The 21,193-nt window shown below is 72.4% G+C and carries 18 protein-coding genes; 11 read left to right on the top strand and 7 right to left on the bottom strand.

Annotated features, from left to right (window positions below; genetic code table 11):
• The first annotated feature begins 113 nt into the window (after positions 1-113).
• The 3 genes from ACIQMX_RS19585 to ACIQMX_RS19575 are packed head-to-tail and all read left to right on the top strand — an operon-like array spanning position 114 to position 2,925.
• Positions 114-911, top strand: coding sequence for a DUF5819 family protein (locus ACIQMX_RS19585; RefSeq protein WP_402479685.1), 798 nt, complete (start codon positions 114-116; stop codon positions 909-911).
• Positions 908-2,203 carry an HTTM domain-containing protein gene (locus ACIQMX_RS19580; protein ID WP_402479682.1) on the top strand — a complete coding sequence of 432 codons (1,296 nt, stop codon included), beginning with the start codon at positions 908-910 and terminating at the stop codon, positions 2,201-2,203. The genes ACIQMX_RS19585 and ACIQMX_RS19580 overlap by 4 nt, the downstream gene beginning before the upstream one ends.
• A complete protein-coding gene (locus ACIQMX_RS19575; protein WP_363068453.1) occupies positions 2,200-2,925 on the top strand; it encodes a TrmH family RNA methyltransferase in 726 nt (241 codons plus the stop codon). Before ACIQMX_RS19580 ends, ACIQMX_RS19575 begins: the two co-directional genes overlap by 4 nt.
• 441 nt (positions 2,926-3,366) lie before the next feature.
• Here ACIQMX_RS19575 and paaN read toward each other — a convergent pair whose 3' ends face one another.
• Positions 3,367-5,067 (bottom strand): phenylacetic acid degradation protein PaaN, encoded by a 1,701-nt coding sequence (gene paaN / locus ACIQMX_RS19570; protein WP_402479679.1) that lies wholly within the window; start codon positions 5,065-5,067, stop codon positions 3,367-3,369.
• Between the two features lie 151 nt (positions 5,068-5,218).
• Between paaN and ACIQMX_RS19565 the strand changes: the two genes are divergently transcribed.
• Positions 5,219-5,812 (top strand): TetR/AcrR family transcriptional regulator, encoded by a 594-nt coding sequence (locus ACIQMX_RS19565; RefSeq protein ID WP_363068457.1) that lies wholly within the window; start codon positions 5,219-5,221, stop codon positions 5,810-5,812.
• Positions 5,813-5,906: 94 nt separating this feature from the next.
• Here the strand turns inward: ACIQMX_RS19565 and ACIQMX_RS19560 are convergent, their stop codons facing one another.
• A complete protein-coding gene (locus ACIQMX_RS19560) occupies positions 5,907-6,413 on the bottom strand; it encodes an Lrp/AsnC family transcriptional regulator (protein ID WP_402480144.1) in 507 nt (168 codons plus the stop codon).
• Between the two features lie 272 nt (positions 6,414-6,685).
• Here ACIQMX_RS19560 and pdhA point away from each other — a divergent pair, with 272 nt between their 5' ends.
• The 7 genes from pdhA (at position 6,686) to ACIQMX_RS19525 (ending at position 15,374) form a co-directional block, all read left to right on the top strand.
• Entirely contained in the window at positions 6,686-7,849 is a 1,164-nt protein-coding gene (gene pdhA, locus ACIQMX_RS19555; protein WP_363068461.1) for a pyruvate dehydrogenase (acetyl-transferring) E1 component subunit alpha, read from the top strand.
• Entirely contained in the window at positions 7,846-8,877 is a 1,032-nt protein-coding gene (locus tag ACIQMX_RS19550) for an alpha-ketoacid dehydrogenase subunit beta (RefSeq protein ID WP_363068463.1), read from the top strand. The genes pdhA and ACIQMX_RS19550 overlap by 4 nt, the downstream gene beginning before the upstream one ends.
• A complete protein-coding gene (locus ACIQMX_RS19545; RefSeq protein WP_402479675.1) occupies positions 8,877-10,298 on the top strand; it encodes a dihydrolipoamide acetyltransferase family protein in 1,422 nt (473 codons plus the stop codon). Before ACIQMX_RS19550 ends, ACIQMX_RS19545 begins: the two co-directional genes overlap by 1 nt.
• A gap of 157 nt (positions 10,299-10,455) precedes the next feature.
• Positions 10,456-11,304: an NTP transferase domain-containing protein gene (locus ACIQMX_RS19540; protein WP_363068467.1), complete on the top strand. Its 849-nt coding sequence runs from the start codon at positions 10,456-10,458 to the stop codon at positions 11,302-11,304.
• On the top strand, positions 11,301-12,974 hold the full coding sequence (locus ACIQMX_RS19535) for a molybdopterin-binding protein (RefSeq protein ID WP_402479671.1): 1,674 nt from the start codon (positions 11,301-11,303) through the stop codon (positions 12,972-12,974). Before ACIQMX_RS19540 ends, ACIQMX_RS19535 begins: the two co-directional genes overlap by 4 nt.
• 20 nt (positions 12,975-12,994) lie before the next feature.
• Positions 12,995-14,068 carry a potassium channel family protein gene (locus ACIQMX_RS19530; RefSeq protein ID WP_402480142.1) on the top strand — a complete coding sequence of 358 codons (1,074 nt, stop codon included), beginning with the start codon at positions 12,995-12,997 and terminating at the stop codon, positions 14,066-14,068.
• A gap of 316 nt (positions 14,069-14,384) precedes the next feature.
• On the top strand, positions 14,385-15,374 hold the full coding sequence (locus ACIQMX_RS19525) for an NAD(P)H-quinone oxidoreductase (RefSeq protein ID WP_402479668.1): 990 nt from the start codon (positions 14,385-14,387) through the stop codon (positions 15,372-15,374).
• A gap of 182 nt (positions 15,375-15,556) precedes the next feature.
• Here ACIQMX_RS19525 and ACIQMX_RS19520 read toward each other — a convergent pair whose 3' ends face one another.
• From ACIQMX_RS19520 to ACIQMX_RS19500, 5 genes are all read right to left on the bottom strand, one after another.
• Positions 15,557-16,105 carry a bacterial proteasome activator family protein gene (locus ACIQMX_RS19520; protein WP_363068473.1) on the bottom strand — a complete coding sequence of 183 codons (549 nt, stop codon included), beginning with the start codon at positions 16,103-16,105 and terminating at the stop codon, positions 15,557-15,559.
• Between the two features lie 131 nt (positions 16,106-16,236).
• Positions 16,237-19,077, bottom strand: coding sequence for an FtsX-like permease family protein (locus ACIQMX_RS19515; RefSeq protein WP_402479665.1), 2,841 nt, complete (start codon positions 19,075-19,077; stop codon positions 16,237-16,239).
• Positions 19,074-19,841 (bottom strand): ABC transporter ATP-binding protein, encoded by a 768-nt coding sequence (locus tag ACIQMX_RS19510; protein WP_363068477.1) that lies wholly within the window; start codon positions 19,839-19,841, stop codon positions 19,074-19,076. Before ACIQMX_RS19510 ends, ACIQMX_RS19515 begins: the two co-directional genes overlap by 4 nt.
• Positions 19,842-19,948: 107 nt before the next feature.
• On the bottom strand, positions 19,949-20,560 hold the full coding sequence (locus ACIQMX_RS19505; RefSeq protein WP_363068479.1) for a PadR family transcriptional regulator: 612 nt from the start codon (positions 20,558-20,560) through the stop codon (positions 19,949-19,951).
• A gap of 94 nt (positions 20,561-20,654) precedes the next feature.
• A complete protein-coding gene (locus ACIQMX_RS19500) occupies positions 20,655-20,906 on the bottom strand; it encodes a hypothetical protein (protein WP_402479660.1) in 252 nt (83 codons plus the stop codon).
• Positions 20,907-21,193 lie beyond the last annotated feature (287 nt).

Raw genomic sequence — 21,193 nt, 5'->3', positions numbered from 1 at the left:
CCGGACTCCCTACCGACCGATCGTTCGGTTCAATGTCTTTAATGGTGAGTCTGCGGCCCGTAGGGTGTCAACCCTGTGGATAACTGACCGGGATCGACGGGGATCGGGGCGGGATGGATTCGTACGACGACAAGGGCGTCGACGGGGGCGTCGGTGAGAGCGTCGACGGAGGCCTCGGCGAGGGCGTCGGCGAAGGTGCCGGCGAGGGGCACACGCCCTTGACCGGCCTCGATGCGCAGACCGTTCCCGAACCGCGCGTCGGTATGGCCGGGCTCTCGTTTCCGTACCAGGTCGCGGCCGCCGTGGCGCTGTCCGTGATCGGGCTCATCGCCTGCGTCCAGCTGGCCATGGTGTTCCTGCACGTCGCACCCTCCAACACGCTGACCAAGCAGCACGGCGAGGCGGTCGACCAGTGGATCTATCCCGAGTTCGAGCAGAACTGGAAGCTCTTCGCCCCCAATCCCCTGCAGCAGAACATCGCCGTGCACGTGCGTGCCGAGATATCCGGCCCCGACAAGCGCCGCACCACCCCCTGGATGAGCCTGTCGGGCGAGGACGGCAAGGCGATACGCGGCAATCCGCTGCCCAGCCATGTCCAGCAGAACGAACTCCGCCGGGGCTGGGACTTCTACCTCGGCTCGCACGACAGCCAGAACCGGGCCAACGGACTGCGCGGCAGGCTCTCCGAGCAGTACATTCGGCGCATCGTGATGCTGCGCCTCAGTGAGCACGACTACGGCGGCGACGTCCTGAGAATCCAGGTCCGGTCCGAGACGCGTTCCGTGGCGGCCCCTGTGTGGAGCAGCGAGAAGATCAGCACCAAGCCGTCCTACCGGGTCCTGCCCTGGTGGACCGTCACCGCGGCCGATCTCCCCGAGGGCCCGGCCACCTCCAAGGAGGCGGACCAGTGAGCACACCCGGCTCCGACCACACGCTCGCCCGCGGGATCCAGCGCATCACGGCCGCTTCCCTGGGGCCGTACCAGAGCGCCGTCATCCGGATCGGCATCTCCGCCACGTACTTCCTGTTCCTGCTGCGCGAGATTCCGCACCGTCACGAGATGTACGGCCCCGACGCTCCGTGGCGCTGGGACATGGCCCAGCAGCTCATTTCCGGCAATCAGGCCTTCACCACGCTGATGTGGTCGGACAGTGGCGTCTGGTTCGAGATCGTGTACGCGCTGGCGCTGGCAGCCGCCGCGCTGCTGATGGTGGGCTGGCACACCCGGGCCATGTCCGTCCTCTTCATGGTCGGCGTGCTCTCCCTGCAGAACCGCAGCATCTTCATGGGCGACGGCGGCGACAACGTCATCCACCTGATGGCGATCTACCTGGTACTGACGCGATGCGGTCAGGTCTGGTCCCTGGACGCCCGCCGTGCGCGGCGTTCGGCCGGCGCGGACTCCGCGCCGGGCGGTGCGGGTGCGGTGGGTCCGCTGCTGTGGGTGGCCTTCGGGGCGGTCCTGTGCGGCGCCACAGTGACGGACAGCCTGGGCGGGACCATCTGGCTGCCGGTCCTCTTCTGGATCCTGTGGATCGGCCAGGGTGCCTGGTGGGCCGTGAACCGGTACGCGCCGGACAGCGATCCGCGCACGCTGCTCGACGTCATCGCCAACCTCGCGCACAACGCCACACTCGTCGTGATCATGGCCGAGGTCTGCCTGATCTACTCGACCGCGGGCTGGTACAAGATCCAGGGGTCGCGCTGGCAGGACGGCACGGCGCTCTACTACCCGCTCAACCTCGACTACTTCACCCCGTGGCCCGGGCTCTCGGACCTGCTCGCGGCGAGCGGCGTGATGGTGATGGTGCTGACGTACGCCACCGTCGTCGTGCAGGTCGCCTTTCCCTTCACTCTGTTCAACCGGCGCGTCAAGAACGTGCTGCTCGTCCTGATGATCGGCGAGCACGCGGGTATCGCCTTGCTGCTGGGGCTCCCGTTCTTCTCGATGGCCATGATCGCCGCGGATGCCGTCTTCCTGCCGACCGTCTTCCTGGTGTGGCTCGGAGGGCAGGCGGCCTACGGGCGGGATCTGCTCCTGCGGCGGCGCGGGAAGGTGCCGGGGCCGCGCGACGGTGCGCAGGCGGAGGCGCAGGCGGAGAGCGGTGTGGGCGTGGGGGGCGGTGCCGGTGCCGGTGCCGGTGCTGAGGAGCGGGAGGCACCGCAGCGCCGTGACGGCGGGGGCCATACGCTCGTCGGGTGAGCAGCGAGACAGGCAGTACAGGCAGCACCGACGGCGCGGATGGGTCGGGCGACCCCTCCGTGGTGCCGGCGACGGAGGATCCGGCGCAGTACGACGAGGGGTTCGGGACGGAGATCGGCGTCGGGCCGCATCCCCTGCCCTGGCCGGTGGGCGAGCGGTACGACCCCGAACTGCTCGCCCACGGCGACCGGCGCAATGTGGGCGACGCGTACCGCTACTGGACCCGGGAGGCGATCGTCGCCGATCTCGACCTGCGGCGGCACGACTTTCACGTGGCGGTGGAGAACTGGGGCCACGACTTCAACATCGGTTCCGTCGTGCGCACCGCGAACGCCTTCCTCGCCAAGGAGGTGCACATCGTGGGGCGGCGGCGCTGGAACCGTCGCGGAGCGATGGTCACCGACCGGTACCAGCATGTCCGTCACCACCCGGACACCGCGGACCTGACCGCCTGGGCGGCGTCCGAAGGGCTGCCGATCATCGGGATCGACAATCTTCCGGGCGCGGTGCCGCTGGAGCGGACCGAACTGCCGCGGCGGTGTGTGCTGCTCTTCGGCCAGGAGGGGCCCGGGCTGACCGAGGAGGCCCGCAAGCACGCCTCGATGGTGTGCTCGATCGCGCAGTTCGGGTCGACGCGGTCGATCAACGCGGGGGCCGCGGCGGCGATTGCGATGCATGCGTGGGTGCAGCGGTATGCGGATATTCCGGGGGGTGGGGCGTAGGGGCTGTCCGGCCGTCCGGGCTGTCCGGCCTGGCCGGCCGTCCGGGCCGGTCGTTTGGTCGTCCGGTCGTCCGGTCGTCCGGTCGTCCGGCCGTCGGGAAGGGGCGGGGTGGGGCCTGCGCCTGCGGCGGGCCGTTGCCCCTCCCCGCCCCTTCCCGTAACCGGGGCTCCGCCCCGGACCCCGCTCCTCAAACGCCGGAGGGGCTGGAAGGCCGACGCCGGGCGGGGAAGCCTGGCGCCGGGCGGGGCTGAAGGCCTGACGCCGGGCGGGCTGGAACGCAGACGTCGGGCGGGGAAGCCTGACGCCGGGCGGGTGCTGGAAGGCAGACGCCGGGCGGGTGCTGGAAGGCAGACGCCGGGCGGGGCTGAAGCCTGACGCCGGGCGGGGAAGCCTGACGCCGGGCGGGCTGGGGGCCCGGAGGGGCAACGGCTGTGGTGAGGGTCAGCGTTGGCGGCGGACCTCCAGGGTGCGGAAGCGGTTCGAGACGAAGGCGCCGTCGCACAGGGCCGCGTTCGCTGCCGGGTTGCCGCCCGAGCCGTGGAAATCGGAGAACGCCGCCGTCTGGTTGACGTACACCCCGCCGGTCAGGTTCAGGGAGAGCTGGGCCGACTCGTCCAGGCAGACGTCCTCGACCGCACGCTCCACCTCCGGTGAGGTGGTGTACGCGCCGACCGTCATCGCGCCCTTGTCGCGGATCGTGCGGCGCAGCAGTTCCACCGCCTCCGCCGTCGAATCGACGGCGACCGCGAACGAGACCGGGCCGAAGCACTCCGACAGGTACGGCGCGTCCTCGTCCGGCTTGCTGCCGTCGAGCTTGACGATCAGCGGCGTACGGACGACGGCCTCGGGGAAGTCCGGGTTGACCACCTCACGTGAAGGAAGGGCCACCTCGCCCAGCTGTGCGGCCGCCTCCAGGCGGGCCTTGACGTCCGGGTTGACCAGGGCGCCGAGCAGGCCGTTCGCCCGGGCGTCCTCACCGAGGAGCCCGGTGACGGCGGCGGCGATGTCCGTGACCACGTCGTCGTAGGACTTGTCGCCGACATCCGTCGTGATGCCGTCCCGGGGGATCAGGAGGTTCTGCGGGGTCGTGCACATCTGGCCGCTGTACAGGGAGAGCGAGAACGCCAGGTTGGCCAGCATGCCGCGGTAGTCGTCCGTGGTGTCGACGACGATCGTGTTGACGCCGGCCTTCTCCGTGTACACCTGGGCCTGGCGGGCGTTGGCCTCCAGCCAGTCACCGAACTCCGTGGAGCCGGTGTAGTCGATGATCCTGATCTCCGGACGGACCGCCAGGGTCTTGGCGATGCCCTCGCCCGGACGCTCGACGGCCAGGGCGACCAGGTTGGGGTCGAAGCCCGCTTCCGTGAGGACCTCGCGCGCCAGCTGCACGGTCAGGGCCAGCGGGAGGACCGCCCGGGGGTGCGGCTTGACCAGGACCGGATTGCCGGTGGCCAGGGAGGCGAAGAGGCCCGGGTAGCCGTTCCACGTGGGGAAGGTGTTGCAGCCGATCAGCAGCGAGATGCCGCGTCCGGCCGCGGTGAACGTCTTGTGCAGGTCGATCGGATCGCGCTTGCCCTGCGGCTTCGACCAGTCGGCGGTCCGGGGTGCGCGCAGCTGTTCCTCGTACGCGTAGGCCACCGCCTCCAGACCGCGGTCCTGGGCGTGCGGGCCGCCGGCCTGGAAGGCCATCATGAAGGCCTGCCCGCTGGTGTGCATCACCGCGTGGCCGAACTCGTGGGTGCGGGCGCTGATCCGCGCCAGGATCTCCAGGCAGACCAGGGCCCTGGTCTCCGGGCCGGCCTCACGCCAGGCGGGCATGCCGGCCCGTATCGCCGGGAGCAGCACGTCGAGGTCGGCGTGCGGATACTCGACGGCCAGCTCCGGGCCGTACGGAGAGATCTCGCCGCCCGTCCAGCCGTCGGTGCCCGGCTGGTCCAGGCCCAGACGGGTGTGCAGGACGGCGTCGAAGGCGGCCTTGCCCTCGGCGGCGCCCAGGCTGCCGGGTGCGCCGCCCTCGCCGTAGGCCTTCGGGTGCTCGGGGTGCGGTGACCAGTAGGCGCGTGTGCGGATCGCGTCGAGGGCCCGGTCGAGCGTGGGGCGGTGCCTCTCGGACAGCAGGTGCGGGGAGAGCTCGGCGGCCATGACGGACCAACTCCTCATCGAGCTGGGCAGGGACGGGCGGACAGAGTTAGAGTAACCGAACGATCGGTCGGGACAAGGGGGCCCGCGAAACCTGTGGACAACACCGCCCCCATTTGCCGGTCGGCCCGACTCGTAGGGGAGGATCGCGGGCATGACCACGGCCAAGCGGGACACGTACACCCCGGAGACTCTGCTCACCGTCGCCGTCCGTGTCTTCAACGAGCGCGGTTACGACGGCACCTCGATGGAGCACCTGTCGAAGGCGGCGGGCATCTCGAAGTCGTCCATCTACCACCATGTCGCCGGCAAGGAAGAACTGCTGCGGCGTGCGGTCAGCCGGGCCCTGGACGGGCTCTTCGGCATCCTCGACGAGCCGGGTGCGACCCGGGGCCGCGCGATCGAGCGCGTCGAGTACGTCACGCGCCGGACCGTCGAGGTGCTGATAGCCGAACTGCCCTACGTCACGCTGCTGCTGCGGGTGCGGGGCAACACGAAGACCGAGCGCTGGGCCCTGGAGCGGCGGCGCGAGTTCGACCAGCGTGTGGCCGATCTGCTCAAGGCGGCGGTCGCGGACGGCGACCTCCGTTCCGACGTGGACATACGGCTCGCGACGCGGCTGCTGTTCGGGATGGTCAACTCGCTGGTGGAGTGGTTCCGGCCGCTGTCGGACGGCGGCGCGGAGGGGGAGCGGCTCGCCGACACCGTCGTGCAGCTGGCCTTCGAAGGCATGAAGTCCACCCGCTGAGCCCGGGTCGCTGAGCCCGAGCCGTTGGGCCCGAGGTTGTTGAGCCGGAGCCGCCGAGCCCGGGTCGCTGAGCCCGCGGGCCGGGTGTTCCTGATCAGGTGAGCTCCGTGGGGCCGTCGGAGCCCGGGGTCAGGTCCGTCTCCTCGAACACCAGCAGGGTGCGGGTGGAAAGCACCTCCGGAATGGCCTGGATCCTCGTCAGGACAAGCTCGCGCAGTGACCGGTTGTCCGGGGTGTGCACCAGTAGCAGGACATCGAAATCGCCGCTGACCAGCGCGATGTGTGTGGCGCCCGGCAGCGCCTGGAGCTGCTCCCGCACGGTGCGCCAGGAATTCTGGACGATCTTGAGCGTGATGTACGCGGAGGCCCCTTGCCCCGCCCGCTCATGGTTCACCCGTGCGCCGAAGCCGCGGATCACGCCGTCGTCGATGAGCCGGTTGATCCGGGCGTAAGCGTTGGCCCGCGAGACGTGCACGCGGTCGGCGACCGACCGTATCGAGGCCCGGCCGTCCGTCTGGAGCAGTCGGAGGATGGCGCCGTCGATGGAGTCGAGCGGGCGTGCCGGGGGAATCCTGCCCGGCTCCTCGCCCCCGTCGGCCATTTGTTCAGCTGCCATGTTCCCGTGCCTCCCCGTCCTGGACGACCTGCCCCCATCCCAGGCTGTGGAGAACCGTTTGTCCACAGGCTGACGGTGCCTGTAGCCAAAATGCGCTCGCGACCGAACAATCGGTAGGTGAGGCACACCACATGGCACCACATGCGCGCCTCGCGCAACTTTGGTTGATTCGACACATATCAACACCCCTCGGCATCGGGCACCCCCGATGCCGCCAGATGTCGCTCGATACCCCTCGACGCCAGGAGGTGCTTGTCATGACGGTCCAAGAGCTGCCCGGCGCGGCCGCCTACCGGCCCACGCCGCCCCCGGCCTGGAAGCCGCTCACCGATCCCGCGCCCCTGCTCCCGGACCCCGAGCCGTACCGCGTGCTCGGTACGGACGCCGCGGCCGAGGCAGACCCCGAGCTGCTGCTGCGGCTCTACGCGGAGCTCGTGCGCGGCCGGCGGTACAACGCACAGGCCACCGCCCTCACCAAGCAGGGCCGGCTCGCCGTCTACCCGTCGAGCACCGGGCAGGAGGCCTGCGAGGTTGCGGCCGCCCTGGTGCTGGAGGAGCGGGACTGGCTCTTCCCCAGCTACCGCGACACGCTCGCGGCCGTGGCCCGGGGACTGGACCCGGTCGAGGCCCTGACCCTGCTGCGCGGCGACCGGCACACCGGGTACGACCCGCGCGAGCACCGCATCGCACCCCTGTCCACCCCGCTCGCCACCCAGCTGCCGCACGCCGTGGGCCTGGCGCACGCGGCGCGGCTCAAGGGGGACGACGTGGTGGCGCTCGCCATGGTCGGTGACGGCGGCACCAGCGAGGGCGATTTCCACGAGGCGCTGAACTTCGCGGCCGTCTGGCGGGCCCCGGTCGTCTTCCTCGTGCAGAACAACGGCTTCGCCATTTCCGTGCCCCTGGCCAAGCAGACCGCGGCACCGTCCCTGGCCCACAAGGCCGTCGGGTACGGAATGCCCGGCCGGCTGGTCGACGGCAACGACGCGGCCGCCATGCACCAGGTGCTCTCCGAGGCCGTGGCGCGTGCCAGGAACGGCGACGGCCCGACGCTCGTGGAGGCCGTCACCTACCGCATGGACGCGCACACGAACGCGGACGACGCCACGCGCTACCGAGGCAACAGCGAGGTCGAGGCCTGGCGGGCCCACGATCCGGTCCAGCTCCTGGAGCGCGAGCTGACCGGGCGCGGGCTGCTCGGCGACGACGGCATCGAGGAGGCGCGTGTGGCCGCGGAGCGGATGGCGGCGCAACTGAGGGACCGGATGAACGCGGACCCGGTGCTCGACCCGATGGACCTCTTCGCCCACGTGTACGCCGAGCAGACGACCCAGCTGCGCGAGCAGGCGGCCCGCCTGCGGGTGGAGCTGGAAGCGGAGCACGACGAGCACGGCACGGACGACGGGAGTACAGGGCGATGACCACCGCAGCGGCCACGGCCGGGGAGCGGACGGCGAAGGCCAAGCCCGCGACCATGGCGCAGGCACTCGGTCGCGCGCTGCGCGACTCGATGGCCGAGGATCCCTCCGTACACGTCCTCGGTGAGGACGTCGGCACGCTCGGCGGGGTCTTCAGGATCACCGACGGCCTGGCGAAGGAGTTCGGCGACGAGCGGTGCACGGACACCCCGCTGGCCGAGGCCGGCATTCTCGGCGCGGCCGTCGGCATGGCGATGTACGGGCTCCGGCCCGTGGTCGAGATGCAGTTCGACGCCTTCGCGTATCCGGCGTTCGAGCAGCTCATCAGCCATGTCGCCAAGATGCGGAACCGGACCGGGGGCGCCATGCCGCTGCCGATCACGGTCCGGGTCCCCTACGGCGGCGGCATCGGCGGAGTCGAGCACCACAGCGACTCCTCGGAGGCGTACTACATGGCGACCCCGGGTCTCCATGTCGTCACCCCCGCCACCGTCGAGGACGCCTACGGGCTGCTGAGGGCCTCGATCGCGTCCGACGACCCGGTGGTCTTCCTGGAGCCCAAGCGGCTCTACTGGTCGAAGGCCGACTGGTCGCCGCAGGCACCGGCCGCCGTCGAACCCATCGGGCGGGCGGTCGTGCGCCGCCCCGGGCGCAGCGCGACGCTGATCACGTACGGACCGTCGCTGCCGGTCTGCATGGAGGCGGCTCAGGCCGCTGTCGAGGAGGGCTGGGACCTCGAGGTCGTCGACCTGCGCTCGCTGGTGCCGTTCGACGACGAGACCGTCGTCGCGTCGGTGCGGCGCACCGGTCGCGCGGTCGTCGTCCACGAGTCCACCGGTTTCGGCGGCCCGGGCGGCGAGATCGCCGCCCGGATCACCGAGCGCTGCTTCCACCACCTGGAGGCACCGGTGCTGCGCGTCGCCGGTTTCGACATCCCGTACCCGCCGCCCATGCAGGAACGCCACCATCTGCCCGGCGTGGACCGGGTGCTCGACGCCGTCGCGCGACTGCAGTGGGAGGCGGACAGCTGATGCCGCAGGTACTCGAATTCAAGCTTCCGGATCTCGGCGAGGGCCTGACCGAGGCGGAGATCGTGCGCTGGCTGGTGGAGGTCGGCGATGTCGTCGCCATCGACCAGCCGGTCGTCGAGGTCGAGACGGCCAAGGCGATGGTCGAGGTGCCCTGCCCGTACGGGGGCGTGGTCACCGCGCGGTTCGGCGAGGAAGGGAAGGAACTCCCCGTCGGCGCACCGCTGCTGACCGTTGCCGTGGGGACCGTGGAACCGTCGGGTCCTCAGGCGCTGAACGGTGCGGGTTCAGGTCCGGGCTCCGGCGCGGGTGCGCGTGCGGCGGTCGCCGACCCGGAGCCGTCCGGGTCGGGGAACGTGCTGGTGGGGTACGGGACGGGTGCGCCGCCGGTGCGGCGTCGGCGGGTCCGGCCGGAGGGCCTTTCGGCTCCCCTCGCGTCCCCCACAGCCCCTGTCGTGCCGCCGGCGGCGGCCACGGACTCCGCCCGGGCCGTCGACGACGTACGGGGGCCGGTACCCGTCGTCTCCCCGCTGGTGCGCAAGCTCGCGCGCCAGCACGACCTGGATCTGCGGAAGCTCGCGGGGTCCGGGCCCGACGGGCTGATCCTGCGCGCCGACGTCGAGTCCGCCATCAGGTCGGTGGAGTCGGCCGCTTCCGTCGGCGCTACCGGCGCAGCTCCCGCGGTGACGCCGGGGGCGGGGCCCGCGGTGACGCTCGGGGCCGCGGCGCGTTCCGCCGGCGAGCGGGTTCCGTTGCGCGGAGTACGCGGCGCTGTCGCCGACAAGCTGGCACGCAGCCGGCGTGAGATCCCCGATGCCACGTGCTGGGTCGACGCCGACGCCACCGAGCTGATGGCGGCCAGGGCGGCGATGAACGGCGCCGGCGGTCCCAAGGTGTCGGTCCTGGCTCTGCTCGCCCGTATCTGCACGGCGGCCCTGGCCCGGTATCCCGAGCTCAACTCCACGGTGGACCTGGAGGCGCGCGAGATCGTGCGGCTGCCGGAGGTCCACCTCGGGTTCGCGGCGCAGACCGAGCGCGGACTGGTCGTCCCGGTCGTCCGGGACGCGCGGACGCGCAACGCGGAGTCGATCGGCGCGGAGATCGCCCGGCTGACGGAGGCGGCGAGGACGGGGACGCTGAAGCCCGCCGAGCTGACGGGCGGCACGTTCACGCTCAACAACTACGGGGTGTTCGGCGTCGACGGATCGACGCCGATCATCAACCACCCGGAGGCGGCGATGCTCGGCGTCGGCCGGATCATCCCCAAGCCGTGGGTGCACGAGGGCGAACTGGCCGTGCGACGGGTCGTCCAGCTGTCCCTGACCTTCGACCACCGGGTCTGCGACGGCGGTACGGCGGGAGGCTTCCTGCGCTACGTGGCCGACTGCGTCGAACAGCCGGCGGTGCTGCTGCGGACGTTGTAGGCCGGGCGCGGTCAGGGGCGGCGCCCGGCCGGTTCCTGCGGTGCTCCGGTGCTGCGGGGCGTTCTTCCGGTCCGCGTCGGTCCGTGTCGGTCCGCGTTGATCCACCGGAACGTGGACCGGGACGACCCGCCGGACGGTGGGCACGCATACTCGGGGCATGACCGCGTATGACGCCATCGTTCTCGCCGGAGGGGCCGCCGAGCGGCTCGGCGGTGCCGACAAGCCCGGGGTCCTGGTCGGCGGCCGTGCGCTGCTCGACCGGGTGCTCGGCGCCTGTGCCGGAGCCGCGACCACCGTGGTGGTGGGAGGACGGCGGCCCACCGCGCGCGCGGTGACCTGGACGCGCGAAGAGCCCCAGGGCGGCGGCCCGTTGGCCGCGCTCGGTGCGGGGATGCGGCACACGGCGGCGGAGCGCGTACTCGTGCTCTCCGCCGATCTGCCGTTCCTGGGACCGGACACGGTCGGGGCACTGCTGGCGGCGGCCGGTCAGGGGGACGTCGAGGGCGCCCTGTGCACCGACCGGGACGGCCGGGACCAGCCGCTGGTCGCCGTCTACCGCGCGGAGCCGCTCCGCCGCGAACTGGGACTCATCGCCGCCGAGCACGGCGGTCTGGCCGGCCTGCCCCTGCGGTTGCTCACGCGTGAACTGAAGCTCGCCCGGCCGGCGTCGGACCCGCTCGCCTCGTTCGACTGCGACACCTGGGAGGACATCGCTTCGGCGCGGGCCCGGATCAGGGAGCATGGGACCGTGCTGGACGAATGGATCACCGCAGTCAAGAACGAACTGGGCATCGAACTCGACGTCGACACCGACGTCCTGCTCGACCTCGCCCGCGATGCCGCCCACGGAGTCGCCCGCCCCGCCGCGCCTCTGACGACCTTCCTGGTCGGTTACGCGGCGGCGAAGGCGAGCGGTGACGGGGGCGGCCCGGAGGCAGTGGCCGAGGCCGCGCGGAAGGCCGCCGCGCTCGCCCTCCAGTGGGCGGACGAGGCCGGGACGCCATGACGGGCCACAGCGGCAACGCCGAACGGAACAGCGCTGCCGAGGCCGAGGCCGACGAGGAACGGGCCGTGGCGCAGGCCCTCGCGCTGGTCGGCCGGCAGGCACCCCAGGGCGCCGTCACCGGCGGAGAGTACGGACCCGGTCCCCGGACCTCCGGCGGCTCGGGGCATCACCCGGAACCGACCGGCCCGGCCCGGCCCAACGGGGATCCCGCCACCCCGGCCCGGCCCAACGGGGACCCCGCCACCCCGCCCCGGCCCAACGGGGACCCCGCCACCCCGGCCCGGACCGAGCCGGCCGCCTCTCCCCGCAACGGGGACCCCGTCATCCCGGCCACGACCGCCCGCCGCGCCGGCCCGGACTCCCCCGCGACCCGTGAACGGGCGCACGGCCGTGCGACCCCGTGGCGCGAGGCCCGTGCCGTTGCCACTGGGGCCGGGCGCGCCGTTCCTTCCCGTACCGTGCGGCTTCCGCTCGACCGGGCGCTCGGCCGGGTGCTCTCCGAGCCGCTGGCCGCGCTCACTGATCTGCCGTCGTTCGACACCTCCGCCATGGACGGCTGGGCCGTCGCCGGGCCGGGTCCGTGGACCATCCGGGACGACGAGGGCGTCCTCGCCGGCCACGGCACACCCGCCCCGCTCTCCGACGGCGACGCCATCCGCATCGCCACGGGCGCCCGTATCCCGGCGGACGTCACTGCGGTCATCCGCAGCGAACATGCCCACGCCGACCGGGCCAAGGGACTGCTGCACGCGCAGCGGCAGGTCGACCCCGGCCAGGACATCAGGCCGCGCGGACAGGAATGCCGCGCCGGCGACCAACTCCTGCCCGCCGGAACGCTGGTGACGCCCGCCGTCCTCGGCCTGGCCGCAGCCGCCGGCTACGACGAGCTGCCGGCCCGGTCCCGGCCGTGTGTCGACGTACTCGTCCTCGGCGACGAACTCCTCACCGCCGGACTGCCGCACGACGGGCTGATCCGGGACGCGCTCGGCCCGATGATCGGCCCCTGGCTGCGTGCGCTGGGTGCCGAGGTCTCCGCCCCGCGCCGCCTCGGCGACGATGCGGAAGCCCTCCGGCAGGCGCTCACCGGTTCCGAGGCCGACCTGATCGTGACCACTGGCGGTACCGCCGCCGGACCCGTCGATCATGTGCACCCCGTTCTGGCCCGGATCGGCGCCGAACTGCTCGTCGACGGGGTCGCCGTCCGCCCCGGCCACCCCATGCTGCTGGCCCGGCTCGGTGCCACGGGCCCGTTTCTCGTCGGGCTGCCCGGAAACCCGCTGGCTGCGGTGTCGGGACTGCTCACCCTGGCCGAACCGCTGCTCAGAGGGCTGGCGGGCCGTCCCGCCGAGGCGCCCTACCAGGTGGCGGTGCGCGACGACGTGCACGGCCACCCGCACGACACCCGTCTGGTACCCGTGGTCCACCGTGCCGCCGGCGTGCCCGGACCGGGCGCCGATTCCACAACGCGTCGCGACAGCACGGGAACCGGTGGGGCCACGGATCACGTCGTACCCCTGCATTACAACGGTCCTGCCATGCTGCGTGGCGTCGCTGCCGCGGACGGGCTGGCTGTTGTGGGGCCGGGCGGGGTACGGTCCGGCACCGAGGTGGAGATCCTCGATCTACCGTGGGCCCCGGCGACGCCGTGGACTGAAGGGTGTTTCACGTGAAACTTCCCGGCCATGACGCGATGGCCAGGCGCGCCGACGAACAGGTCGTCCCCACCCGGGTGATGCTTCCGCGCCGGGTCGTCGACGGACCGGCCCGTCAGGTCGCCAAGCGGCTGATAATGGCTCTGGTGGTACTTGCTGTCACGGTGCTGATCGTCTGGCTCGACAGCGGCGGTTACCACGACGCGGCCGACGGCAAAGTCGATCTCCTGGATGCGCTGTACTACGCGACGGTCACCCTCTCCACCACCGGATACGGCGACATCACCCCGTACAGCGACAGTGCCCGGCTCGTGAACGTGCTGCTCGTGACACCGCTGCGTGTGCTCTTCCTCATCATCCTGGTCGGCACCACCCTTGAAGTCCTCACGGAACGGACCCGTGAGGACTTCCGGCTGAAGCGTTGGAGAACCAACTTGCGTGACCACACCGTCGTCGTCGGCTTCGGCACGAAGGGCCGTTCGGCCATCCAGACGCTCTGCGCCACGGGGCTGCGGAAGGATCAGATCGTCATCGTCGACCCGGCGTCCAAGGTGATAGAGATCGCCAACGCCGAGGGTTTCACCGGAGTGCTCGGGGACGCGACGCGCAGCGATGTGCTCCTGCGCGCGGAGCTGCAGAAGGCCCGTCAGGTCATCATCGCCACCCAGCGCGACGACACCGCGGTCCTGGTCGCACTGACCGCGCGTCAGCTCAACCGGGGCGCGAAGATCGTGGCCGCGGTGCGTGAGGAGGAGAACGCCCCGCTGCTGCGGCAGTCCGGTGCCGACGCCGTGATCACCAGCGCCAGTGCGGCGGGCCGGCTGCTCGGTCTGTCCGTGCTCAGCCCCAGCGCGGGCATGGTGATGGAGGACCTGATCCAGCAGGGCAGTGGACTCGACCTCGTCGAACGGCCGGTGATAAAGGCCGAGGTCGGCAAGAGCGTCCGGGAGACCGACGACCTCGTGGTCAACGTCCTGCGCGGACACCGGCTCCTGGGATACGACGACCCGGCGGCGAGCCCCTTGCAGCTGACGGACCGGCTGATCACGATCGTGCGCGCCTCCAACGAACCACCCCTGAACAACCCGCCGCAGACGGGCCCGCGCGCCTGAACAGACGGGCCCGCGTGACTGATCCGAGCGGCCCGCTGCGAACCGGGGCGCGCCGCTGCGGACCGCAGCGGGGGCCGGCTCTTCCGCCTGCCCCCGTACCGCCGTACCGCCTTACCCCCGTACCCCCATACCGCCGTACCCCCATACCGCCGTACCGGGGCCCCGCCCTCCCTTCACCGCCCTGCCCCCACGCTCCGTCCTCCGCCACCGCTGCCCCGTCCCCCGCCGCGCCACTGCGCATCGTGGTCCGCCACCGTCCCCCGCCGCGCCACCGCGCATCGTGGCCTGCCACCGTCCACGGAGTAGCCTCGCGGCCATGCATGCGATCACGATCCCCGAACCCGGTGGCCCCGAGGCACTCGTATGGGCCGAGGTGCCCGATCCCGTACCCGGCGAGGGCGAGGTCCTCGTCGATGTCGTGTCCAGCGCGGTCAACCGGGCCGATGTGCTCCAGCGGCAGGGCTTCTACAACCCGCCGGCCGGCGCGTCCCCGTACCCGGGCCTGGAGTGCGCGGGCCGTATCTCGGCCCTCGGCCCCGGCGTCGTCGGCTGGTCGGTCGGAGACGAGGTCTGCGCGCTCCTCGCGGGCGGCGGCTATGCGGAGAAGGTCGCCGTCCCCGTGGGGCAGTTGCTGCCCGTACCGGAAGGGCTGGACCTCACCCTGGCCGCGGCGCTGCCCGAAGTGACGGCCACCGTCTGGTCCAACGTGTTCATGGTGGCCCATCTGCGTCCCACCGAGACGCTGTTGATCCACGGCGGGTCCAGCGGGATCGGCACGATGGCGATCCAGCTGGCCAAGGCGGTCGGCGCGCGGGTCGCCGTGACCGCCGGCGGTCCCGGGAAGCTGGCGCGCTGCGCCGAGCTCGGTGCCGACATCCTGATCGACTACCGGGAGCAGGACTTCGTCGACGAGCTCCGCAAGGCGACGGACGGGGCGGGCGCGGACGTCATCCTCGACATCGTCGGCGCCAAGTACCTGGACCGGAACGTGCGGGCACTCGCCGTCAACGGGCGGCTCGCGATCATCGGCCTCCAGGGCGGGGCCAAGGGCGAGCTGAACCTCGGCGCCCTGCTGACCAAGCGGGCCGCCGTCACGGCGACGTCGCTGCGCGGACGCCCGCTCGCCGAGAAGACCGCGATCGTCGCCGCCGTACGCGAGCACGTCTGGCCGCTGATCGCGGACGGTGTCGTCCGGCCGGTCGTGGACCGGACACTGCCGATGCGGGACGCCGCGGAGGCGCACCGGGTGATGGAGTCCAGCACCCACGTCGGCAAGGTGCTCCTGCAGGCGCCCACGGCGGTCTGATCAGCACAGGCCTGCCCGATCGCCGGGGCACCCGATCGGCCCGGACGCCCGGACGCCCGATCGCCCGGACGCCCGATCGCCCGGACGGCCGAGGGGCCCGGCACACGAACCTCGTGTGCCGGGCCCCTCGCGCGGGATCGGTGAACTACGGATGTACCGGGCCGGACCGGGCCGGGCCGGACCTACAGGTACGGGCCGGAGCGGAGCGCCCCGTGCGGGTCCGGACCGCCGTCCTCCTCCTCGTGACCGCTGCCGGGGGGCAGCGCGCGGCGCATCTGCTCCAGCTGCGCCCGGGCCGCCATCTGCTGGGCGAACAGCGCCGTCTGGATGCCGTGGAAGAGGCCCTCCAGCCAGCCGACCAACTGGGCCTGCGCGATCCGGAGTTCCGCCTCGGAGGGAACCGACTCCTCGGTGAACGGCAGCGAGAGCCGCTCCAGCTCCTCCACCAGCTCCGGCGCGAGGCCGTCCTCCAGCTCCTTGACCGAGCTGGCGTGGATCTCCTTCAGCCGCACCCGGCTCGCCTCGTCGAGAGGAGCCGCCCTGACCTCCTCCAGGAGCTGCTTGATCATGCTGCCGATGCGCATGACCTTCGCGGGCTGCTCGACCATCTCCGTCACCGGGACCTCCCGCGACTCGTCGTCAGTGCCACCGCCGCCGATCGCCATTCCGTCCTGCCCCACTACGAGGACTTGGGGGTGCTCCTGCGACCGTTCATTCCTCGGCATCTCCATGCCGCCCATTGTCTCGCACACACGCCGTACACCATGGTGGTGCCCCCGGAAACGGATGATCCACCGTTTCCGGGGGCACCGGATCTGCGCCGAAGCCGCCGGTCAGGCCGTCAACGCCGGCCTGTGCCGGTTCACCCGGCGCGCCGGGCCAGCGTCAGCCTGGAGCGGGTGAACGCCGCCGCCAGCAGCCCGGCCAGCAGCGGAACGACCACGGCCAGCAGTCCGATGGTCGCCCAGGGCAGCACGATCGGGGTGAAGGCGGACTCCATGGGCTCCTCCCGCATCGCCTCCATCGAGTTCCGCAGATCGACCAGACGCAGCGCCACCGCGGGCACCAGGCCCGCCGCGGTGCCGAGCAGCACCCCGGTGAGCGCCACCACCAGACACTGGAACCCCGAGAGGGTCCGGCGTACGCGCGGGGGCGCGCCGATCGCGCTCAGTGTGTTGAGGTCGGCCTCGGCGTCGGCCTTGGCGAGGCCGGTGGTGATGGCCGCGGCGCCCAGGGTCACCACGCCGGCGAACAGGGTGAGGATCAGCAGAGCGGTGCTCATCCGGTTGCCGGGGTCCTGTTCGGCCTGGAGCCAGAGCCCGCCGCCGGTCTGGTCGATGGCGGCCGCGACGCGCTGCTGATCGGCATCCGACGGCGGGTGGGGCACGGCGTACACACTGCCGGCCAGCTGGGTGTGCAGGCCGAGCCGCTCGGCGGTGCGCTCGGGCAGGATCATGCGGATGCCGGGCGTGGCGGCGTACGCGGCGTCCGCGACGTACACCTTCAGCCGGTCCGTGGACTTGCGGGCCGGGCCCGGGTGCAGCTTGCGGTTCTTCTTGTCCTTGGCGTTGTACGTGTGAACGGCCTTGAGCGTGACCTCGCCGTCCTTCGCGTACGCCTGGTTGAGCAGGACGGGAGTGCCCGCCGCCAGCGCCGCGGCGGCGGCGGGGTCGTCGAGCTTCGCGTAGATGCGGAGCAGGTCGGCTCCGCCCACCACGATGTTGTTCGCCTCCGAGCTGAAACTGCCCGAGGAGTTGTACTCGTCCACGCAGGCGGGGGAGCGCATCATCCGCCGGTGTTCCTCCGAGGAGAGCCGCTCGGCGAGTTCCCTGGCGCCCTTGGTGTTGAGCGGGCAGGTGTGGCCCTTGCCGGTCGGCTTGACCAGCTCCATGCTGCCGCAGCTGTTCTCGTCCTCGTAGTAGACGTTGCAGTCACTGCCCGCCCAGACGCGGGAGAAGTCGGCGTGACCGCCGTTCACCGCCATGTTCTGTTCGACGGACGCGCGGGCCAGCGGGAGCCGGTCGGCCGCCTTGGCGTCGGTGGAGGACAGCACCATCGTGCCCTTGGCGAGCATGGGCATGTAGTCCTGGTCGGACTCGGCGAGGCTGCTGGACATGTACGTGGCGATGGCCACCGAGCCCGCGACGGCCGCCATCACGGCGGCGACCGCCGGAGCGGTGCGGCCGCGGTTGCGGGCGGCATCGCGCAGCGCCATCCGCGGCGAGAGCGGCAGCCGGCGGCCGAGCCGGCCCAGCAGGCCGACGATCACCGGGATACAGGCGAGCAGCCCGATCTCGGCGACGACCGAGCCGCCGGCGACCAGCGTGGCATCGCCGCCGGTACCGCCGAGGACCGCGACCGCGATGCCGAGGGCCAGCACACAGGCGCCCACGGTGGGCAGCACCCGGGAGCTGCGGCGCACGCCGCGACGGCCGGTGAGCGACTCCAGCACGGACTGGCGGGCGGCCACGATCGCCGGGGCGAACGCCGCGAGGAGTCCGGTGACCAGGCCGAGCACGGCGATGACGACGAGCTCCGTGGGCTTCAGGACCAGGGAGCCGAAGCGCTGTCCGGCCCACTCCTCGATCAGCGGCCGGAACGCCATCGTGAGGAGCAGCCCGGCCGCGACACCGGTCACCGCCCCGACGGCGCCCAGCACCAGCCCGCCGGAGAGCACGACGGCCCGTACATGGCGCCGGTCGCCGCCGCAGGTGCCGACGAGGCCGAGCTGACGGCGCGAGCGGCGGGCACCGACGGCGAAGGCCGGTCCGGCGAGCAGGACGATCTCCAGGAGCGCCATGGCGACCACGGTGACGAGGGCCGCGCTCGTCTCGGAGTCGCCCGCGGAGTACTGGTTCATCGACCGCGCCATCGGGACCTCGGAGTCCGGCGGCGGGTCCAGGACCACTTGGCGGGAGACGACGAGGGCGCCTGCCTTGTTGGCCGCGAGCACATCGCCCCAGCCGATACCTGCCGCGCCCGATCCACTGACCAGCCACTCGGTCGAGCCGGTGTTCGGCGGCAGGACCTTCTTGTCGCGGTCGGACGCGGCCTGCCACGGGGCGATGACGGCGCCCGGGTCGGCGTACAGCTGCTGCGCCTTCAGATCGGAGGGCTGCTCGACGACACCGGTGATGGTGTACGTGCGGCCGGCGCTGTTCACGGTGGTGCGGGAGCCGATGCGCAGCCCGGACGAGTCCAGGAACGGCTTCGTGGCCGCCATCTCGCCGGTGCCGCGCGGGAACGCGCCCTCGACCAGGTCGACCTTGCCGCGGGCCATCGGATCCGCGGTCCGGAACTCCACGATCTCGGTGTTGGTGAGCCCGTACGCGGTCGTGACGCTCGCGGGTACGGACCGGATGCTGATCGCCCGCGCGCCCTCGGGGAACGTGGTGCGCATGTCGACCGGCGGAATGTCCGCCGTGGGCGGTTCGGTCCCGGCGATGTCGTACGCCTTGCCGTCGGGCATCTGCTGCAGCGGCCCCATGCCCGGGTCGCTGAACAGCGCGTCGGCCGAGCCCATCCGGGCCGTCAGCTGCTCGGCCTCGGTGGAGTCGATACTGCGGTACGTGACGTCCGCGGCCGTCACCCCGAGCACCGGCAGTGCGATCATCGCGACGACCAGGGCGCTGCGGCCCTTGGCCCGCATGGCGTCGCGGCGAGCTATCCGGAGGGCGGCGCGCCACCCCGTGAAGGGGCTCACTCGGCGCTCCCGGCGGCCAGCAGCGACTCGGCGCCCGCGGCCAGCGTCTGGTCGACGATCGAGCCGTCCCGCAGGAAGACCACCCGGTCCGCCCAGGCGGCGTACCGCGGTTCGTGCGTCACCATCACCCCGGCGGCGCCCTGGTCGCAGCGGTTGCGGAGCAGCGCCAGGACGGACTCGCCGGTCTCGGAGTCGAGTGCCCCGGTCGGTTCGTCGGCGAGCACGAGGCGCCGGTCGCCCACCAGCGCCCGGGCGATGGCGACCCGCTGCTGCTGGCCGCCGGACATCTCGTCCGGGAAGCGGTCGGCGATGTCGAGGAGGCCCATCTCCTCCAGCGCGGTCCGGGCCTCCTTGCGTGCCTTGCGGACCGAGACCCCGTCGAGTTCGCGCGGCAGGGCGATGTTCTCGGCTGCGGTGAGGGCGGGGATCAGGTTGTAGTCCTGGAAGACGTAGCCGACGCTGCGACGGCGCAGGGCGGCGATGCCCTTGCGGCCGAGCGTGGCGATGTCCTGGCCCTCGATGACGACCTGGCCGCCGGTCGCGGTGTCGAGTCCGCCGGCGAGGGTCAGCAGGGTGGACTTGCCCGAGCCGGAAGGGCCCATGACGGCGACGAGCTCACCGGGGTGCACCGCCAGGTTGACGCCGCGCAGGGCGTGCACCTCGGCGATGCCGGTGCCGTGGGTACGGGTGAGGTCGCGGAGTTCGAGCACCGGAGCATCCACCGGCAGGGGCGGAGCGGCCGGGGACGGGACGTGCGGGGACATGACGGTGGTTCCCCCTCGGAACAGGTCTGTGGTCGGGCCCCGGCGGCAGGCCGGGGCCGCGGCCCGCGTGTGGGACGCAGGCCGTGGTCGAACGGTGGGACTCCGGCTCAGCGGCGGGCGCGCGGCCGGGAGGCGGTACGGGTGGCGGCGCGCGGAGACGTGCTCGCCCCGGGCTCGGTGGCGGCGGCCTCGGCGAGCCGGACCAGCCGGGACTCGCAGTGGTCCAGCCAGCGGGCCTCGGCCTCGGCCTGGAAGATCAGCTGCTCCAGTACGAGCAGCCAGGCGACCTCGTCGCGGTTGGCGGGGACGTCGGTGAGCGCCTGGGCTTTGAGGCGGGTGTAGTCCTGCATCGCCTTCACGGTGTGGTGGCGCTGGGACTGGATGACGGCCCGGATGTCGACCCCGGGGGCGCCGACGGCCATGGCGAGCTTGATGGCGAGCTCGTCCCGGGGCGGGCTGCTGCGGTCGACCGGTGTCTCGAACCAGGCGCGCAGTTCGGTGCGACCGTCGTCGCTGATCGAGTAGAGGGCGTGCCCCTGGTCGTCCTCGCCGTCCTGGACGACGAGGCCGTCGCGCTCCAGCCTGCTCAGCGTCGTGTACACCTGCCCGACGTTGAGCGGCCAGGTGGAGCCGGTGCGCGACTCGAATTCGGTGCGGAGCTGGGAGCCGTACCGAGGGCCCCGCTCCAGGAGGGCCAGGAGCCCGTGACGGATCGACATACTGAGTATGTATACCGAGTATGTTGGCGAAGGCAAGTCGCCGCGGTCCGCTGCCGGCCCGATCGGGCCCCGCTCGGGAGGTGACGTACGGCGGTCAGCCGGAGCGGCGCATACGGAAGGCGAGGAACCCGAGTCCCAGCCCGACCAGGGCGATCCCGGCGCCGAGCGACACCTGCTGGACCTGCTCGACGGCCGGTCCCCCAAGGGTCTGGCGCGACATCCGGCCGGCTCCGGGGGATGGGTCCGTATCCGGCGTGACGACCGGTACGCCGGCGGGCTCCGTCGCCCGGGCCTCCTCCTCGGCCGCGTCGAGCGCGTCGGCCCGGGCGAGCTCCTGGGGCGTCATCGTCCTCCCGGGCCGCGGCCGGCCCTGCCCGGCGGGCCACCCGGCCAAGGGCGACTGGGCATCGTCGGGACGCGGCGATCCGGGGCTCGGCGAGGGCGGTACGGAGGAGGCGGCCGGGGGCGCCGGGTGCGCGGGCGAGGGTGGGGCGGAGTGCGGGGGCGCGGGGTGTGCCGGGTGCGCGGCCGGAGCGGACGGGCGGCCGGACGCGCCCGGGCGCGAGGCGGGCGGGGGCGCCGACGACGGACCGGACGGCGAGATCGACGGCGAGATCGATGGCGAGGTCGACG

This window comes from Streptomyces sp. NPDC091416 (assembly GCF_044756845.1).
Classification (GTDB): domain Bacteria; phylum Actinomycetota; class Actinomycetes; order Streptomycetales; family Streptomycetaceae; genus Streptomyces.
This window is presented reverse-complemented; position numbering and strand designations above follow the sequence as displayed.

What these genes read in the sequence shown, in the direction of transcription:
- paaN (WP_402479679.1), bottom strand. Translation starts at nt 5,067, where the DNA reads ATGGCCGCCGAGCTCTCCCCGCACCTGCTGTCCGAGAGGCACCGCCCC.
- ACIQMX_RS19505 (WP_363068479.1), bottom strand. Translation starts at nt 20,560, where the DNA reads ATGTCGATCCGTCACGGGCTCCTGGCCCTCCTGGAGCGGGGCCCTCGG.
- ACIQMX_RS19550 (WP_363068463.1), top strand. Translation starts at nt 7,846, where the DNA reads ATGACCACCGCAGCGGCCACGGCCGGGGAGCGGACGGCGAAGGCCAAG.
- ACIQMX_RS19525 (WP_402479668.1), top strand. Translation starts at nt 14,385, where the DNA reads ATGCATGCGATCACGATCCCCGAACCCGGTGGCCCCGAGGCACTCGTA.
- ACIQMX_RS19585 (WP_402479685.1), top strand. Translation starts at nt 114, where the DNA reads ATGGATTCGTACGACGACAAGGGCGTCGACGGGGGCGTCGGTGAGAGC.
- ACIQMX_RS19530 (WP_402480142.1), top strand. Translation starts at nt 12,995, where the DNA reads ATGGCCAGGCGCGCCGACGAACAGGTCGTCCCCACCCGGGTGATGCTT.
- ACIQMX_RS19560 (WP_402480144.1), bottom strand. Translation starts at nt 6,413, where the DNA reads ATGGCCGACGGGGGCGAGGAGCCGGGCAGGATTCCCCCGGCACGCCCG.
- ACIQMX_RS19545 (WP_402479675.1), top strand. Translation starts at nt 8,877, where the DNA reads ATGCCGCAGGTACTCGAATTCAAGCTTCCGGATCTCGGCGAGGGCCTG.
- ACIQMX_RS19500 (WP_402479660.1), bottom strand. Translation starts at nt 20,906, where the DNA reads ATGACGCCCCAGGAGCTCGCCCGGGCCGACGCGCTCGACGCGGCCGAG.
- ACIQMX_RS19510 (WP_363068477.1), bottom strand. Translation starts at nt 19,841, where the DNA reads ATGTCCCCGCACGTCCCGTCCCCGGCCGCTCCGCCCCTGCCGGTGGAT.
- ACIQMX_RS19565 (WP_363068457.1), top strand. Translation starts at nt 5,219, where the DNA reads ATGACCACGGCCAAGCGGGACACGTACACCCCGGAGACTCTGCTCACC.
- ACIQMX_RS19540 (WP_363068467.1), top strand. Translation starts at nt 10,456, where the DNA reads ATGACCGCGTATGACGCCATCGTTCTCGCCGGAGGGGCCGCCGAGCGG.
- ACIQMX_RS19535 (WP_402479671.1), top strand. Translation starts at nt 11,301, where the DNA reads ATGACGGGCCACAGCGGCAACGCCGAACGGAACAGCGCTGCCGAGGCC.
- ACIQMX_RS19520 (WP_363068473.1), bottom strand. Translation starts at nt 16,105, where the DNA reads ATGGAGATGCCGAGGAATGAACGGTCGCAGGAGCACCCCCAAGTCCTC.
- pdhA (WP_363068461.1), top strand. Translation starts at nt 6,686, where the DNA reads ATGACGGTCCAAGAGCTGCCCGGCGCGGCCGCCTACCGGCCCACGCCG.